This window comes from Quyinboa sediminis, assembly GCF_042219855.1.
Taxonomy (GTDB): domain Bacteria; phylum Bacteroidota; class Bacteroidia; order Bacteroidales; family UBA5342; genus JBHJHP01.
This window is the reverse complement of record NZ_JBHJHP010000001.1, coordinates 940,796-957,813: the sequence shown is the minus strand read 5'-3', so window position 1 is coordinate 957,813 and position 17,018 is coordinate 940,796. Positions and strand designations below refer to the sequence as shown.

At 42.3% G+C, this 17,018-nt stretch carries 12 protein-coding genes; 5 read left to right on the top strand and 7 right to left on the bottom strand.

Annotated features, from left to right (window positions below; all coding sequences use genetic code 11):
* The first annotated feature begins 4 nt into the window (after positions 1-4).
* From ACE1EF_RS04020 to ACE1EF_RS04005, 4 genes are all read left to right on the top strand, one after another.
* Positions 5-664 carry a DUF4956 domain-containing protein gene (locus tag ACE1EF_RS04020; protein WP_375719331.1) on the top strand — a complete coding sequence of 220 codons (660 nt, stop codon included), beginning with the start codon at positions 5-7 and terminating at the stop codon, positions 662-664.
* The gene (locus ACE1EF_RS04015) at positions 657-1,340 is read left to right on the top strand and encodes a DUF2490 domain-containing protein (RefSeq protein ID WP_375719330.1); all 684 of its coding nucleotides are present in this window, start codon (positions 657-659) and stop codon (positions 1,338-1,340) included. Before ACE1EF_RS04020 ends, ACE1EF_RS04015 begins: the two co-directional genes overlap by 8 nt.
* A gap of 106 nt (positions 1,341-1,446) precedes the next feature.
* Positions 1,447-3,024, top strand: a complete 1,578-nt coding sequence (locus tag ACE1EF_RS04010) for a peptide chain release factor 3 (RefSeq protein WP_375719329.1) — start codon at positions 1,447-1,449, stop codon at positions 3,022-3,024.
* A gap of 49 nt (positions 3,025-3,073) precedes the next feature.
* Complete coding sequence (locus tag ACE1EF_RS04005; protein WP_375719328.1) at positions 3,074-4,351, top strand: O-antigen ligase family protein; 1,278 nt, start codon at positions 3,074-3,076, stop codon at positions 4,349-4,351.
* Between the two features lie 19 nt (positions 4,352-4,370).
* Here the strand turns inward: ACE1EF_RS04005 and ACE1EF_RS04000 are convergent, their stop codons facing one another.
* Both ACE1EF_RS04000 and ACE1EF_RS03995 read right to left on the bottom strand, forming a co-directional pair.
* Positions 4,371-6,098, bottom strand: coding sequence for a carbon starvation CstA family protein (locus ACE1EF_RS04000; protein WP_375719327.1), 1,728 nt, complete (start codon positions 6,096-6,098; stop codon positions 4,371-4,373).
* A 196-nt stretch (positions 6,099-6,294) separates the two neighbouring features.
* The gene (locus ACE1EF_RS03995; RefSeq protein WP_375719326.1) at positions 6,295-9,579 is read right to left on the bottom strand and encodes a pectinesterase family protein; all 3,285 of its coding nucleotides are present in this window, start codon (positions 9,577-9,579) and stop codon (positions 6,295-6,297) included.
* 301 nt (positions 9,580-9,880) lie between these two features.
* On the opposite strand from ACE1EF_RS03995, the gene ilvA reads away from it, so the two are divergent.
* The gene (gene ilvA, locus ACE1EF_RS03990) at positions 9,881-11,137 is read left to right on the top strand and encodes a threonine ammonia-lyase (RefSeq protein ID WP_375719325.1); all 1,257 of its coding nucleotides are present in this window, start codon (positions 9,881-9,883) and stop codon (positions 11,135-11,137) included.
* Positions 11,138-11,142: 5 nt separating this feature from the next.
* Here the strand turns inward: ilvA and pelA are convergent, their stop codons facing one another.
* The 5 genes from pelA to ACE1EF_RS03965 form a co-directional block, all read right to left on the bottom strand.
* Positions 11,143-13,461, bottom strand: coding sequence for a pectate lyase (gene pelA / locus ACE1EF_RS03985; protein ID WP_375719324.1), 2,319 nt, complete (start codon positions 13,459-13,461; stop codon positions 11,143-11,145).
* Between the two features lie 150 nt (positions 13,462-13,611).
* Positions 13,612-14,433 carry an N-acetylmuramoyl-L-alanine amidase gene (locus ACE1EF_RS03980; protein WP_375719323.1) on the bottom strand — a complete coding sequence of 274 codons (822 nt, stop codon included), beginning with the start codon at positions 14,431-14,433 and terminating at the stop codon, positions 13,612-13,614.
* Between the two features lie 4 nt (positions 14,434-14,437).
* Positions 14,438-14,896, bottom strand: coding sequence for a 3TM-type holin (locus tag ACE1EF_RS03975; RefSeq protein WP_375719322.1), 459 nt, complete (start codon positions 14,894-14,896; stop codon positions 14,438-14,440).
* Positions 14,897-15,190: 294 nt separating this feature from the next.
* Complete coding sequence (locus tag ACE1EF_RS03970) at positions 15,191-16,096, bottom strand: NAD(P)-dependent alcohol dehydrogenase (RefSeq protein ID WP_375719321.1); 906 nt, start codon at positions 16,094-16,096, stop codon at positions 15,191-15,193.
* A gap of 144 nt (positions 16,097-16,240) precedes the next feature.
* On the bottom strand, positions 16,241-17,005 hold the full coding sequence (locus ACE1EF_RS03965; RefSeq protein ID WP_375719320.1) for a hypothetical protein: 765 nt from the start codon (positions 17,003-17,005) through the stop codon (positions 16,241-16,243).
* Positions 17,006-17,018 lie beyond the last annotated feature (13 nt).

The following is a 17,018-nucleotide window of genomic DNA, read 5'->3' as shown; positions in this document are numbered from 1 at the left end:
CACAATGGTAGAAATTTTCAATATCGATCTCATCGATGGTCCCAGTACACTTGAATTGTTTGTCAGGTTTCTGGTTAACTTTATATTCGTATTTGTTATCGTACGATTTTTGTATTACAGGGTAAGAAAACGTAAGGATTACTTTTTTACATATATCATTATTTCCACTGTTATCTTCCTGCTTTGTTTCCTGCTTGAAAATGTAAAGCTGGAGATTGGTTTCGCACTTGGTCTGTTTGCCATATTTGGAATAATAAGGTACCGAACACGGCAGATCCCGATTAAAGAGATGACCTATCTCTTCCTGGTTATCGGTATTTCCGTTATCAATGCCCTGGCAAATAAAAAAATCTCGTATGCTGAGTTACTGCTGACGAATACTATTCTGGTTATTACTGCTTACTTCCTGGAAAGAATGATGTTATTACGTCACGAATCCACAAAATCTATTGTATACGAAAAAATTGAACTCATAAAGCCAGAAACAAGATCTGAATTGAAAAGGGATCTTGAAGAACGCACCGGTCTTAAAATCAACAGGGTAGAAGTTGGTAAAATAGATTTTCTGCGCGACACCGCACGGGTGGATATCTATTATTTTGAGAGTGAGAATCAGGCCGATGATGCCGATATTGACGGTTTCGTTAATGATGACGATGATTAGATCACGCTTTCTTTTCAGCTTTTTACTGATCACAATATCAATAATCCCTTTTTCTCTGAAAGCTCAGTATACCGATTTTAAAATGCGCTTTGGGTTAGAGGTAGAAAAAGAGATTATTGATAATCTGGACGCTCATATTGAACTGGAGCAAAGGTATATGCATAACATATCCAGTTATGATAAAACATTTATTGAGCCGTCTCTTTCCTACGATTTATCCAAACATTTCAGCGTAGGGGTTATCTGGAGGATACAGATAAGAGAGAACAACAGTTACAAAATGTTCTCTGAACAGCGTTATTCCGCTTTTGTAAAATACGATGTATCCTACCTGGATTTTAAGATTAAACTGCGCACTATCCTGCAATATGGATTTGATGATATCACCAATGCCGCATTCAGTGTGGATCAGAAATTAATCAACCGCAATTCGATAGACATAGATTATGACTGGTTTGGTAAGAAAATAAAACCGGGAATAAAATTCGAATTGTTTCACCACCTGAATCATCCCCATGGTAGTATATTGAATCAGTGGCGGTTAAAAGCCGGAGCTTCTTATATACTCACCAACCATTCTGAAATTAACCTTTACTACATGTTCGAAAATGAATTTAATGTGGTTAAGCCTGTAGACGCGCATATTATAGGCCTTAAGTACGGTTACAGTTTTTAATTTCATTTTTTTCCTTCTGTTTATTTTCCGCTATTACGTTTAAAATCTTAAACTATGCATGGTTTGCAAAACATAATTTTTAATTTTGCAGGCTTTTAATACGATTATGGGATTACAGGAAGAGATTAAACGACGCAGGACATTCGCCATTGTCAGTCACCCGGATGCGGGAAAAACGACACTGACAGAGAAATTACTACTTTTTGGCGGTGCTATTCATGTGGCCGGTGCCGTAAAGTCAAATAAAATAAAAAAGACGGCAACATCCGACTGGATGGAGATTGAAAAGCAGCGTGGAATTTCGGTTGCAACTTCTGTTATGGGCTTTGAATACAACGGTAGAAAAATTAATATTCTGGATACGCCCGGTCACCAGGATTTTGCCGAAGATACATTCAGGACACTGACAGCCGTGGACAGTGTTATTATTGTGATAGACGTGGCAAAAGGTGTTGAGGCTCAAACACGTAAACTGATGGAGGTTTGTCGCATGCGTAAAACTCCCGTAATTGTGTTTGTCAATAAGCTGGACCGCATAGGAAAGGATGCCTTTGAATTGCTGGATGAAATTGAGGAAGAATTGCAGATTAAGGTTCGTCCTTTGTCCTGGCCAATCAATATGGGCCCTTCATTTAAAGGTGTTTATAACTTGTATGGTCGTGATTTGCGTTTATTCGCACCCAGCAAACAGATTGTTACCGAAATGCACGAGATCAGCGACCTTTCTGATGAACGGTTGAATAAAATGCTGGGGGATGCAGATGCCGAAAAATTGCGTGAAGAGGCTGAACTGGTCGAAGGTGTCTATCCTGAGCTTGACCTTGATGAATACCGTGCCGGAAATGTGGCACCTGTATTTTTTGGCAGTGCACTGAATAATTTTGGCGTGAAAGAGTTGCTGGACTGTTTCATCGATATTGCACCCATGCCGGGAATATCAAAAGCAGACGAACGTGAAGTGCAGCCTGACGAGGAAAAGTTTACCGGATTTATCTTTAAGATTCATGCCAATATGGATCCCAACCACAGAAACCGCATCGCCTTTGTGAAAGTCTGTTCAGGTATGTTTCAGCGCAATACAAACTATACACATGTCAGACTGGGAAAGAATCTGAAATTTTCCAGTCCGACTGCTTTTATGGCTCAGAAAAAGAGTATTGTCGAAGAGGCCTGGCCGGGCGATATTGTTGGTTTACCTGATTCGGGCAATTTTAAAATTGGTGATACACTGACCGAAGGTGAGGATCTTCATTATAAAGGACTGCCGAGCTTTTCTCCCGAAATGTTTAAATACATAGAAAATGCTGACCCGATGAAGTCCAAGCAGCTGGCTAAAGGGATTGATCAGCTTATGGACGAAGGTGTGGCCCAGCTGTTCATCAATCAGTTCAATAACCGGAAGATTATTGGTACGGTGGGACAGCTGCAGTTTGAAGTCATACAGTACCGGTTGTTGCATGAATACAATGCACAGTGCCGTTACGATGCCATCAACTTATTTAAAGCATGCTGGATCAGAAGCAAAAACAAGGCAGCACTTGAGGATTTTAAAAAGCGAAAAGCACAGTACATGGCAAAGGATAAGCATGGTCGTGATGTGTTTTTAGCCGATTCTCAGTATATGCTTCAAATGGCACAGGATAACTTTAAAGACATTGAATTCTTCTTTACTTCTGAGTTTTAGCAGCAGACAAAAATTTATTTTTATTTTTGTTATTGCTAAATAACAACTCATGGATAAAACAGCCGTTCGGATTATTGACGTCTTTGATACTGTTGATGAATTTGTATTCTCGATTTTAATGATGACCCTTCCGTTCGGGTGGCAGTTTTCCATTATTCCCCTGCTTTTATTTGGAGTGTTAATGTTTCGGAAGGCACTAAAGGAAAGAATCACTCCATCGAAAGAAAAAGTGATCTATTTTTTGCCTGTTTTTGCCTACTTCCTTATAATGCTAATCAGTCTGGTTTACAGTAAACACCCGGGACGTGGGCTTGACTTACTGGTACAGAAGAGTTCATTTCTGGCTATCCCCCTGTTGCTTTTATTTACGGCCTTCAGTCGCAGAGTGGCCCGGAAAGGATTTCGTTTTTTCGTGTTGGGAACATTGCTTGTATCATTGCTTTATATTGTTACCGGTTTGTACCGTTCTACTCAAATAGGTGACGGGATGCTGTGTATCGTGCCCGGGTTTTCTTCCGATAAAACGTACCTGCTGGATACTGTCATTCATAACAACTATCTGATGGGTGATAATTTTTCTTTTCTGATGCATCCGACTTATACCGCAGTATTGCTGGCGTTCAGCATTTCCATTGTAGTATTTACGCTGATTAATGAACACAAATCCCTTCTGATCCAGCGCATTGCAATACCGGTTTTTATTGTGGAAAGTTTTGTGCTTATTCTGCTTTCTACAAATGGTGCCCTGATGTCTGCTGTTGTGTTGTCCGTAATCCTAATCTTTTTGACCATCCGGTACAGACATTATCTTGATCTGAAGAAATACTGGCTGATACTGGTCGCCATGATTCTTCTCAGCGGCGTAGCATACAATCCGCAGTTTCAGGTATTATCGGGCAGAACGTCAGGATCAGATGAAAATACCATGCGGTTAAAAGCCAGGGAAATTACGCTCGACGTTATAAAAGAGCACCCTTTTCTTGGTGTGGGTAACGGCGATCTTTATCACATGCTGGCTCAAAAATACGAGGACAGCGGATTGGATGAGATGAAGGAGCTCAGAATAAATCCGCATAATCAGTACCTGCATACCTGGGCTGAAACCGGTATACCGGGCTTATTAACCCTTTTGTGGATTTTAGGAACACTGATCTGGTTTGGATTCAAACGCAGAAATTTTCTGATGATTACCTTTGCCTTATTATTCGGGATTAGTATGAACTTTGAATCCATGATGAACCGGTACTGGGGTATTATGATGATGGCCATCTTTTACAGTCTTTTTTATTTTCATTCAGAACCTGATCCTGAAGAAGAAGATCGTTAAACAGATGGATTATTAAATTTTAGGCTTTTTCTGATCTGATTTCCTTATGTCGTTCCGGTAACAGGAAAAGTCCAAATCCTTCCAGCGTAATAACCGATGCAATAGCTATCACAAGAAAGTTTACAACAACAAGGAGCCAGTTTTTATCTCCCCAGAAATCTTTTTCATTTGCCAGTAATGCCCAAATGGTCATCACGGACATGAATATAGCCGGTAATCCGGAGACCATCCAGAAATACTTACCCTTTTTCTTCAGATAAAGGGTGATTACAATGAGGGCAAGCGCTGCCAAAGTTTGGTTTACTGCGCCAAATAAAGGCCAAAGACTTAATGCCCCGTTCCCGTCAGCTCCGTTTGCAAAGGCCAGAACAGCCGCGGTGAGGACAGCAATAAATGTTGCAAGCCATTTATTTTGCATGGGTTTTACACCCGTGAATACTTCACTTATCACATAGCGTTGTAACCGTGTGGCTGTATCCAGCGTGGTTCCGGCAAATGAGGCTATAAATACACCCATAACGGCCAATGCCCACTGGTATGGTACACCAAGCGTACCAATCATGTTGGATGATCCGACCACGAAGGCATTGAGTTTGGATCCGAGACCGGAAACAGCCTGCCACGACGCGTAATGGGAATTCCATGCCGAAATACCTGTTAAAGTGTGATCTCCGGCTTTATAGCCCAACCCGATGCCTGCAGCCACTGCTATAAGGACGAGCAATGCCAGTGTGCCTTCCATCAGCATGGAGCCATAACCTACAAACAGAGCATCTTTCTCGTTATCCAGCTGTTTAGCCGATGTTCCGGATGAAACCACGGAATGAAATCCCGATATAGCTCCACAGGCAATCGTAATAAACAGAAACGGAAACAGTTTGGGTGCTCCTTTGGGATCCATACTTATCGCAGGAGCCACCAGACTCAGATCGGTACTGAAAGCGGCTGCAATGACTCCGCCAACCAGTAAAATCATAACCACAATTAACTGGTAAGCATTAATAAAATCCCTTGGTTGCAATAAGGTAGATACAGGTAGAACAGAGGCAATAAAAGCATAGATAAGGAGCACAATTGTCCATACACCGGTTGCCGGTATACCTGCAATACCAGGCATTTTGAATGGCAGATAAACACCTGCTATTATGGTCGCAAACATTAGTAACACTGCAATGGCAGTATAAATGTTAATGTTTCTGCCTTTAGTATTGATCATCCGGCCCAGCCACACGGCAATGGCAATTTGCATAAATACAGGAAAGACTGATGCGGGGAACATATTAAAAATGATCGCTATTACCAGGCCGAATATGGCAATTACGATCCACAGTTCCAGAAATACCACCAGGAAAAGCAGAAACCGGGTGTGCCTGTGCATGTATCTGGCTGTGTAGTCAGATATTGATTTTCCCTGGTTACGTAGTGATATCACGAGTGACCCGAAATCATGAACCGCACCCATGAATATGCTTCCCAGGAATACCCAGATCAATGCCGGGACCCAACCCCAGATAATAGCTACTGCAGGACCAACTATAGGACCAGTACCGGCAATGGATGTAAAATGGTGTCCGAATACGACTTTCTTTTTTGAAGGTACAAAATCCACACCATCCTGAAAGTTGTGTGATGGCACATTGGAAGCCGGGTTTATCTTAAAGATTTTACGGGACAGGAATTTACCATACAGATGGTAAGCTGCAATGTACCCTCCAAATGTTAAAAGCATTAATACTAAAACTTCCATAGCCTGCCGGTATAATGTTCATTCAAAATTAATGGTATTTGAGTAAAATACAAGTCACAAGAGGTAAGATATAAGACACAAGATATAAGACACAAGATATAAGACACAAGAGGTAAGATATAAGACACAAGATACAAGATACATAAAAAGAGGCTGCCCGGTAGGAGCAGCCTCAGGATTATGGGGTCTTAGCCCTTTAGTCTTTTTTTAGCCTGACAACTTTTTGTGTCGTGATGCTACCATCATCATACAGTGTCTGAATGATGATTACACCTTTGGCTTCCTTCATATTGCGGATTGGTTTCCCGTTAACAGAATAATACCTGTATCCGGAAATCTTACGGTCAGCCTTGTTCAACTCAATGGCCGTCGCATTGTACACCACTGCATTTGAGGCAGTGCTTAAACCACCCATTTCATTTGCGGCGCGTATAGAATAGGTGGTTCCGCTGGTTGCATCTACGGGGACAGTATAACTGTTTGACGTGATGAAATCCACAAATTGCCCATCTTTAATTACAGCCCATCCCAATACATAATCGCTGTTGTCCCAGCTAATGGTATTGCCTTCAATTGTTATTACCGGTATGGGAGCCTGCTCTGTATTGATCTTTGGCTGCCATGCATCATTGCCACCCACAACGTTGTCTACTGTGTATGTCGCTGCTTCCGCTGATGTTAAAACCGGATCAAGTACAACGGTGGTTGCATCTTTGGTATAAGTTGTGCGTCTGTTACTGAGATCCACAGCCGAACCGCTTTCTGTCATACTGTTGTATTCAGCAAAAACAGCAGGAACAACATTCATCGGATCGCCCCATGCTTCTGCAGTAGGGAGTACCTTCATGGTCGTATTAATATATACGGCTTTTGGGGCATTGCTCCAGGGACGCCCCAGACGATACGATCCTTTATTGCTCGGATATCCGTCAATGGTACAGTTTGAAAACACGTAACCCCAGTCGCCGTTGGATGCAGGAGCCGTAAGGCAGTTTCCTGATCTGTCCTCGAGATACAACAAACATTCGTTAAAGAAAATATCGCCGCCACCGCAGATAAAATCAACTGTACCGTGAATCTCTCCGTTTTCCCAGTATGATCTGTCATCACCCGTATAATAGGTGTCCTGAAAACTCAAAAGCCTGACGTTTTTGTAGATGTTTTTATCACCCTGATCTCTCAGGGCCACAGCCCGGCCGGTAGAGCCTGTATAATCATAATCATTCTGCAGTGTGATATCCTGCATATAAATGTTTGATGAAGAAGAGGTGAAATAGATCGTCGCCGTAGTACCAATTCCTTCGCTGGCCGGATTGTTGTGCAGAATAACTCCATCAGTGCTCTCTCCGATATAGGATACGTTAGGGATCGATATGGTCGTCATCTCATTGCCATCTCCTGTAAGTTCACCGATATTGTAATCACCGTCAGGGAAGAAAATATAAAAGCGGTTGCCACTCGATGAAGCTGCCTGTGCAGCAGATAATGCAGCAGCAAAATCACCATCCATACCTACAATAAAGTCGTAAACCTTCTTGCTAACCATGGGTTTATCAAGGGTTGTAAAGGTAATGCTTATCGGATCGCTTATGGTATTGTCTGTCAGATCGGAGATAACGCCACCTGCCAAAGTGAACGTATATTCGGTATTATAGTCAAGTCCTGTGTAGGGGAAAGTAATGGTCTTGCCTGAAACGGCGGGTATCAATGTTTTTTGTCCAACCAGGCCCGTTGTATTTTCAGCAATCTTAACTTTTTCATCAAAGGTCAGTACAACTTTTCCTGATGCTGAGGCACCGGTGGCACCGTCAGAAGGAACACTGTTTACCAGAACGGGAGCAGTTCCATCATCCACAATAGCTTCGGTTCCTGTAACATAAATGGCAGAGATACAGGTGCCGTCTTTTTCAGTAGATGAACCTACAACATCTGATGTATAATCAGGAATCCAGCGGATGTAAACCATTCCTGCATTATTGGCATCAGCCGGTAAGCTGAATTCACCCGGAAAAAGTGCTTTGGCTGCATTTAAGGTATAGGTTCCCAGTAAAGTGAAACTGGTTCCGTCCAGGGAGTATTCACAGCGCTGAACAGAGTATACATTATAGTTATACAGCATATCTGCCGAAACTTTTATGTCCGTAAAATCAGCAGCATTAAAACTGATCTGGTAATAGTATTTGTCAGCCAGGTTATTCCAGTTCACCGCAGCTCCATCTGCTGCTTCGTAACCCCCGGCAGCGACAGTTGATTTATCCAGCCATGAGGTGGTATTTCCGGCAGCATCGCGGAGTATCAGCGAAGCGGACTGGTTATCGTCTGTGGAATAAAAATCGGCTACGCGACCAGAATTGCCGGGCAGGTAAAAATCCCAGCCTACAATGTAATCCACAGCACTGTAATAGGCTGTTATCGATTTGTCTTCATTCATGTTAACGGTCAGATCCGTTCCTGTTTCTCCATTGTCCCAGTTGGTGAAGGTAAGCACAGGATTGCCACTTGCAGTAATCGTTACATTCGTGCCATCTTCGTACATCCGTTTATTGTCAATCATGTTACCTTCCGGCAAATAGGAGATCATATAATCATTGGCACCACCATCAGGCGTTACGGTCAGGGAGTAGGTATTGACAGCATTGTATACCGCCTTCAGTACGGTGTTGGCATTCATCGTTACGGTATACGGATTTGCCGTGGACACCTGTTGGTCTGAAGCATCAGCCCAGTGAGAAAATTTATATCCGAAATTCTTTGATGCAGTCAGTGTGACTTCTGTTCCTTCATCAAATTCATCTCCAACGGGAGAAGTAGATACTTCACCTGCACCATCCGGCAAAACGGAGGTAGTTAAAGTGTATGTGGTGACATTGGCAACTGTTCCGGAGATATTTCCAACTACCGTTACGTCAGCAAATCCGGCTTCTTTTGTATTCCCAAGATCATGTAATATCAGAATTAGAGAACATTCTGCATCAGAACCAGTAACATTAACGGAATGTTCCGGCAAACTATAAAAATAGTCTGTATAAGAACCTGAATTGTCCCTGTCTGGTTTTATATCCGTTGCCAGTACTGTTTCTGTTCCATTTGTGGATTTCCAGACAACATCTATAAATCCACCATCTGTACCATAACGTTGTGCTTTAAATGAGATGCTTGTTGGTACAAAAGTCAGTCCTGTGACCGGTTTAATATTGAAACTAATCGCATTTTCAGGTCCTGTACCTGTTTGTGCATTGGGTTGATAGGTCCTGAAAGTTACACCGTTACTGGTTCTAACGCCTTTATAATGCAGATTACTTCCAAGAGATACATAATCCTGCTTGAAATAGTCAGCAGTATTATCAGAATAAGTTGCCAGAGGATCATCTGCCGTATTATGCGGCCAGGCTATGGTACTGGTTGTATTTACAGTCTGGGCACTTACTGCCTGAAAAAGCAAAATACTGAACAGTACAGCAAAGTAAAATTTGAGTCTCATAAATATGTAATTTAGTTTGTAATGTTTTCAACATACAAATTTAAACCAATTATTAAGCTAAAAGTGTTAACCCCGGGATTGAAGAGGGCAGGATTTCCCAAAATTAGGGATATACTTCCCCGGTGCATGGGGGACCGGACATTCTCGGTTTATTGTGTTTCAGAACTGGAGGATAAGCAAACCACAGGGTGAACCAATTGAAGGGCTTTGTGTTCCTCTATCAAATGGATTTCAGAAAATGCATGTTTATAAACAATTGCCAATCCATTTATCTTACTTTTGTTGTTTAAAACCAAAATAAATGGCTCAACTCTACTATCCGTCTTTACAGGCTGTAAATAAAGCTAAACTGACACTTAACGAGATACTGCGAAACACACCTTTTACTGAAAATCTGATTTTATCCGAACAGTTTGGTGCCAAAGTATTTTTAAAAAGGGAAGACCTGCAAATTGTCCGGTCCTATAAAATTCGTGGCGCTTACAATAAAATTAAAAGTCTCAGTAAAGAGCAGTTAAAGAATGGAGTAGTATGCGCCAGTGCAGGAAATCACGCGCAGGGAGTGGCTTATTCCTGTTTTAAACTGGGGATCAAAGCCAGAATTTATATGCCTACCACAACACCCCGGCAAAAAATTAAGCAGGTGCAAATGTTTGGAAAGGAATATGTGGATATTGTCCTTGAAGGGGATACCTATGATCAGGCCGGCAGTGCTGCCAAAAAGGAGTGTGAAGAGAACCACATGGCGTTTATCCATCCATTCGACGATCCTCAGATCATAGAGGGGCAGGCAACGGTTGCTCTGGAAATTCTGCAGGAGTCAACGTGCCAGCTGGATTATCTGTTTGTGCCTATTGGCGGTGGTGGTTTAGTAAGTGGTGTTGGCAGCTATTTTAAACAGGTCAGTCCGAACACAAAAATTATAGGTGTAGAACCGGCAGGAGCCCCGTCCATGTATGAATCTTTAAAAAGAGGTGAGGTTATCACACTGGATTCAATTGATAAATTTGTTGACGGAGCTGCTGTGCAACGCGTTGGTGAACTTCCGTTTGAGATCAGCAAAAAGGTTGTCGATGATATCGTACTGGTGCCTGAAGGGAAAATCTGCACTAAAATTCTGGAACTCTACAACAGGGAAGCTATTGTGGTGGAGCCTGCAGGAGCATTATCCATAGCGGCTTTGGATTATTATGCAGATAAGATCAGGCATAAAAATGTGGCCTGTATCGTTTCAGGCAGTAATAATGATATTACCCGGACCGAAGAGATAAAGGAACGTTCATTGATGTTTGAAGGGCTGAAACATTATTTTATCATTCGGTTTCCTCAGCGTGCAGGTGCGTTGCGTGATTTTGTGGATAAAGTGCTTGGGCCGGGGGATGACATCACACATTTTGAATATTCCAAAAAAAATAACCGTGAAAAAGGGCCTGCGTTCGTGGGCATAGAATTAACCGACAAAAGCGACTTTGAAGCCCTGCTTCAGCGCCTCACTGACAACGGGTTTGTATATGAATACATCAATGAAAAACCAGACCTGTTTCACTATCTGATTTGAGATGTTCACTTAAAATGAAGATCCATAAAATCTGTCATAGCCTTGTAGTCATTTGGAAAAACACCATGCCCTTCTTCGTGCATGTAAAAGCCCATATCGTTTAATATCGGTTTCTCGGGTTCAGGGTATTGTTCCTGCTCCAGCCCTTTGAGACCGTATAGTTCATACACAGGTTCTGCTGCTTTTGCTGCAACCCATTCACCTTTAGGATCAGACCAGGTATCTTTTTGTCCTACAATCAGCAATACAGGGCGTGGTGCAATCAGGGCAATAAGCATGTGTCCATCTACAGGAAGCTGATCCGGTTGAAATGCATAATCGCTGTATCGTGGCGCAAACCAGTAATAATAGCGCTGAGGATTGGTGAGGTCAGCAATGGTTTCACCAAAGTTTCTACGGCTTATTGCTGCTCCTCCTTCGCCCGAAACCATTGGTATGACCATAGCAAAACGCTGATCGCTGGCTCCTGCCCAGATTACGGTTTTTCCCAGGCGCGATACGCCGGATAGGGCAATTTTTGATCCATCCACATCCGGATCCGTCTGAAGATAATCCATAATGCGGCTCAGTCCCCATGACCAGGCGGCAATAGCCCCCCAGTCATCAGCATGCTGAACGCTATCCCTTTTATACCAGGAACGCACACCATATTTCCCTTCAGAATCAAAATCGGGCTCTATATCGCCATAAAAAACGGTTGCAATACCATAATCATGATCGATAAAATGCTTTGGATCGGTATCCTGTAATCGCCACGATTCTTTGTCCGGAACCGGGATCTTTAACCTGGTATTCCAGGCCATATCTTCATCTATGCCCGGTTCATTAAACAGGACGGGATTTGGTGTAAAACTGATATGCAGCAGAGTGGGGACAGGACCTGTGGCATTTGCCGGTACATTGAGCAGCACCCTGATTGGATGTGCTTCCGGGTAATCAGGAAACGTAATACGAACCTGGGTGCGTTTTGATAATCCATTCATGCCGGGAACGTCTTTCTCCAGAACCTCATTTTTAATTCTGATTGGATGATCCGGTGTTTTACCGTGTTGGTATTCTTCAAACAGATGAACTATTTCAGGGCGTCTTTTCTTTTCCCAGACTTTCACAGTTTTCACTTTTTTCCCATTTGATAAAAGCGGATCAGGAAGTGAATATTCAACAACTTTTGATTCATCTGTGTTGGTGGCCGGCTGATTATCCCATTTTCGTTCATGCTTCCACTTTGAATAGCGGTCAAAAACTTTTAAGCCATTTTGATTATACCAGGCATAACCTGTTCTTCTCTCTTTTTCAATCTCAGCAAGCTTGTATCTTACAATTCCATCACGTCCGGCAAAAATTGGTTTTTGTGTTTTCAGCTCATAATATCTTGCCCATATTGGTCCGGCTTTTTGATCGGCTTTCAACACAACATCCCCGTTTTCTTCTACAATCTTAAACCCGTTTATCTGTGCATCTCTGTACCATTGTACACCTGCCTCAACAGCCTGTTTTACCTCATCCGACGGTTTTCGGATGTTCATCAGGAAAAGCAGCACTGCTGCACTTTCACCACCGCTGATAGCCACCGGTTCAAATGCTCTTGCGGCTTTGGGTTCAACGCTTGTTTCATCGTATTGCTGAGCCCAGGCTGTTAACCGGCCATTATCTGTAATCTGACTTTTAAGAATAAAATCCAACCCGTTGTTATAGGCGTTCTTCACCCGGTTCATTGCAGTATCACCTATAACTCTGTAATCGGTAAAACTCATAATTTCCGATAACAGGGTCATGATGTCCGGAATTACATCGTCATTATAGGTCGCATAATGAGAATAATCGGTTGTTCGGTAGGGATAGGAGTGAGGCCAGCCTCCTGATGCATGCTGTGCTTCAAGAATATAATTAATACCACCCTGCAGTGCTTTTTTATACCGATCATCCCTGGTTGCCGTAAAGGCACGAGCCATGAACCGGATCTCATTCACCGTTGCTTTTACCAGAGCCGCTTTCATACCCCAGGGACCTGCCATAGTTGAATCACCGGTGAACGGTCGTCTGGCGGTGTTCATTAGTGGCCATCCTGTTCCGTGATCCTGCCACGAAAGAATATTTTCTGCCATCTGTTTTCCTTCATCTGATTTGTACCAGGTGTAGGACTTCTGACTGATTTCCGGCCACCAGTAAAAGGTACGTTTAAACGCTGCCAGTTTTTCCTGTTTGGCTTTTAACTCTGCTGCCTTATTTCCGTTGTCGGATTGTGCGCAAAGCTGAATTGTTGTTGCCAGAAACAACACACTTAATGCGAATGATAACAGGGATGTGTTCATGCGGGAATCCATAGCCTTTCAGTTAAATAAATGATAAAGTGGTTTTTGTTGATGTTCATCCGTTTTAAACCGGATAAGATGCTGATAAACAAACGACAAGATAATAACATTTCCGAAGCTTACCAATAAAAATGCCCTTTGATTTCAAAGGGCAAAAGGCTTTTATTCTAAAGAGATGTATTCTCCGTATACCCAGCCTTCAATTTCTGCAGTAACCTGGTACCAGCCATCATGACTGGCTTTAATCCGGACCCTTGTTCCCCTCGATAAAGGGGAAGATACCATGGCAGCCTCACCGGATGGCAATTCGCGGATATTCAACAGGTTGGCATCCACAAAACCAACACTTTTTAATTCGGTTGGCGCATCGGAATCGCGGTTGCTCAGAAGCAGATTCCGTAGTTTATCCAAAGGGAAAGCAGGTCCCGGGTCCTGTTTTCTTCCGGGCGATATTTCTTCGTGTCCCAGGATAGTCGTTATGGTTGGGTAGGTATCCATCAAAAGTTCGCATATATCCTGAACCAGTTGAATCTGAATTTCAGAATAGGTATGCCAGTAACGTTCAACAGATTCATTCCGGTGAACAGCTTTGATTACTTCATCCGGTTCATACGATTTGCCAAACCATGAAATATATTTATCTCCGGAAGGTTCTAGTATACCGGCATTATCGATTTCAATTCCAATGGAGAAATTGTTATATCCTGAACGTCCGTCATATGAACTTGGTCCGGCATGCCAGGCCACTGTGTTAAATGGTACAAGCTGATATATATGTCCGGTTCGGTCAATAACAATATGAGCCGAGGCTTTTACATTATCTCTGGCAAGATAACTGGCCGAGTTTTCGCCACTTCTGCCGGCTGTATAATGTATAATGATCGTATCAGGCTGACCAGCATTAAACAGACGGTTATTCTTAGGACATGAAATAAATGAAATGTCCTTGGTTTTTGTGAATCTATGATTGCTTATCTTTAACATGGCTCTATCCTAATGCGTCTTTTCTGTCTTTCTTTCTCAAAAAGGTAATATCACTGTTTTTGGTCACTGAACCGGCAATTTTTTCAGCAGAACGCCCAATCACATATCCGCCAAGCCCCAGTTTTAGTAACTCCCAGAATTCAGGTTTGATTACATCGGTCATTTGAATGGCTTTGGGAAAGAATGCCGGTTGTATAAAGTAGGAGTAGACCACAATAAAGGCAAAGGCCAGCATGACGATAGGGCGCCAGCTGCGTTGCAGTTTTGTGCCTTGCGTTTCAGACATGATGATCTCTTTCTGTGCATTTTGGATCTTGTTTAAAGAGGTTAGCACAATATTTGTCAGTTCATTTTTGGCTTTTAGTTTGTCTTCAGTATTGGTGGTCAGACTGTCAACTATTTTACCGCCTTCGTTCAGGATGTCTTTGGCACTATCGCTGAAAATTTTAGTTAAAATACTCATGGTTAATAAGTTTTAAAATTGAACGTTCACTTTTATACCATCATCATGTAAACCGGATGAGGCCGTACAGATGACTCGAAAAACATAAAATCAGGATAAATCACTAGAAATTAATCTCTGATAGCTCGGTTTTTCCGTATATCGGAAAGGGGTAAATAAAATCTAATGCCTTAAATGTATGGCAATTATATTGTAAAGTCAAGTTTTATGATGCAGCTGCCGGATCATTTTAATCATCTCAGAAGTGGTTTATTTCATAAATCCTGATTTGACAGGTTTCATATTCACGGATGTTTATTCAATGTCATCCGCAACCGTGACCGCTACATTGCCCCGTTTTCTGAACTGTTCCACATACGCATGCGCTTCCCTGATATCTTCAAGATGATAAACCCTGTCGATTACCGGTTTTACCTTTCCGGTTTCAATAATATCCCTCAGACGTTCTATGTCCTGTCGCGTATGTCTGGCAGATCCGCGCACACTAATATACTGGCCTCCTGGTTTTATGATAGGATTACATTTGGTTTTACTGGTTTTTCCAACCGCATCAAAAACGATATCATACCTGTCATCTCCGGCGGTAAAATCTGTTTTGGTGTAATCCACCACCTTATCAGCCCCAAGTGATTTTACCAGATCCGTATTATTGGTGCTGCAAACGGCGGTTACGGTTGAGCCAAAATACTTAACCAGCTGTATAGCATAGGTTCCGACACTTCCTGAGGCTCCATAGATTAAAACAGACTGATCGGATTTAAGCTTTGCTTTTTCGAGAAATTTCAGAGCAGACAAACAACCGATGGGAACCGTTGCAGCTTCTTCAAAAGTCAGGTTCTGTGGTTTTCGTGTGATCAATTCTTTCTCTTTGAAACATTTATATTCAGAATAAGCCCCGAATTTTATTCCGCAGGAGGCAAATACTTCGTCACCGGTTTTGAAGGTACTCACTTTATTGCCAACTGCTTCAACAATGCCGGAGAGTTCAAATCCCAGTATCTTTACCCGTCTTGGACGTAACAGACCATTATATAATCTTGCCAGCACGGGATCCGCCTTTCTCAGACGCCAGTCTCCTGCCGTGACCGACGTGGCATATATTTTTACCAGAAGTTCATTTGATTTCGGCACAGGTTTGTCTATCATGGTAAGTTTTAAAACATTCGGTGGTCCGTACTGATTATACACAACTGCTTTCATGGTGATTCCGGTTAAAAGATGAACAGATAAAGATACCGTGAAGTGGGATAACTGATTCTCAAATATAGAACAATATCAGGTGATTGTCAATACTTTACAGAGAATAAAGCCCGATTTGAGATTAGCGTTTCAGTGTAATCCTGCTTATTCCCTGCTGCTGATATAATAGTTTATTCCAATACTGAACACCAGTTTATTAAAATAATGATCACTGTAGTAGTTGTATCCCGGATGGAGTCTGCCTACAGGATGAAAATCAGAATAGGCACAGTTTAAAGTGAGGTGCGTTCTGCGTTTTGCATAGGTTGGCATAATAAAAAGAGATGGTTCAATAGCAAATCCGGTTTGGTTGAACCGTTCATCGTCACGGTAAAAATCAGGAATGAAATACCGGATGGTCGTACCGGCGCCAACGGTCATAAAGTCAAATTCCGCCAGGAACTGAAGCCTGAGATAAGGGGAGAAATAATGCCCGGACCATCTTTCCCAATCTGCGTTTTTAATATCTCCGGTCATATCGGTATAATTAATAAATCCGCCGCTTAAACCCGGGAAAAGGCCAAAACGTGTTTTAGGGCTTAAAACGGTGTACTTACCTAAGGTAAAATCCAACTCATTTTTTCCACCCAATTCTTTTGTAACGGTAAAGCGGAGAGCAGTATTATCCTTAAGCCCATATGCTTTACTGAAGGAAAAACCGACTCCGGATCCTAACTGATCTGATGTAGTAATACTGATATCGGTCTGTTTATCACCCTTGTTTTTAACCAGTACGGGAGATGAAACAGAAGGGGAGTAGATCGAGCAGCTGTTAAAGCTGAATAAACATATAACAGCAAATAGTATGGCGGCATATCGTTGAACATTTCTTTGTTCATGGTTATTCTGTATTTCGGGTTTGCAACTCATCTGATCAGCAGGT

Excerpts from the sequence above, each read along its gene's own strand:
- ACE1EF_RS03965 (WP_375719320.1), bottom strand. The coding sequence starts at position 17,005 with ATGAGTTGCAAACCCGAAATACAGAATAACCATGAACAAAGAAATGTT.
- ACE1EF_RS04010 (WP_375719329.1), top strand. The coding sequence starts at position 1,447 with ATGGGATTACAGGAAGAGATTAAACGACGCAGGACATTCGCCATTGTC.
- ilvA (WP_375719325.1), top strand. The coding sequence starts at position 9,881 with ATGGCTCAACTCTACTATCCGTCTTTACAGGCTGTAAATAAAGCTAAA.
- ACE1EF_RS04015 (WP_375719330.1), top strand. The coding sequence starts at position 657 with ATGATTAGATCACGCTTTCTTTTCAGCTTTTTACTGATCACAATATCA.
- pelA (WP_375719324.1), bottom strand. The coding sequence starts at position 13,461 with ATGGATTCCCGCATGAACACATCCCTGTTATCATTCGCATTAAGTGTG.
- ACE1EF_RS04000 (WP_375719327.1), bottom strand. The coding sequence starts at position 6,098 with ATGGAAGTTTTAGTATTAATGCTTTTAACATTTGGAGGGTACATTGCA.
- ACE1EF_RS03980 (WP_375719323.1), bottom strand. The coding sequence starts at position 14,433 with ATGTTAAAGATAAGCAATCATAGATTCACAAAAACCAAGGACATTTCA.
- ACE1EF_RS03995 (WP_375719326.1), bottom strand. The coding sequence starts at position 9,579 with ATGAGACTCAAATTTTACTTTGCTGTACTGTTCAGTATTTTGCTTTTT.
- ACE1EF_RS04005 (WP_375719328.1), top strand. The coding sequence starts at position 3,074 with ATGGATAAAACAGCCGTTCGGATTATTGACGTCTTTGATACTGTTGAT.
- ACE1EF_RS03975 (WP_375719322.1), bottom strand. The coding sequence starts at position 14,896 with ATGAGTATTTTAACTAAAATTTTCAGCGATAGTGCCAAAGACATCCTG.
- ACE1EF_RS03970 (WP_375719321.1), bottom strand. The coding sequence starts at position 16,096 with ATGAAAGCAGTTGTGTATAATCAGTACGGACCACCGAATGTTTTAAAA.
- ACE1EF_RS04020 (WP_375719331.1), top strand. The coding sequence starts at position 5 with ATGGTAGAAATTTTCAATATCGATCTCATCGATGGTCCCAGTACACTT.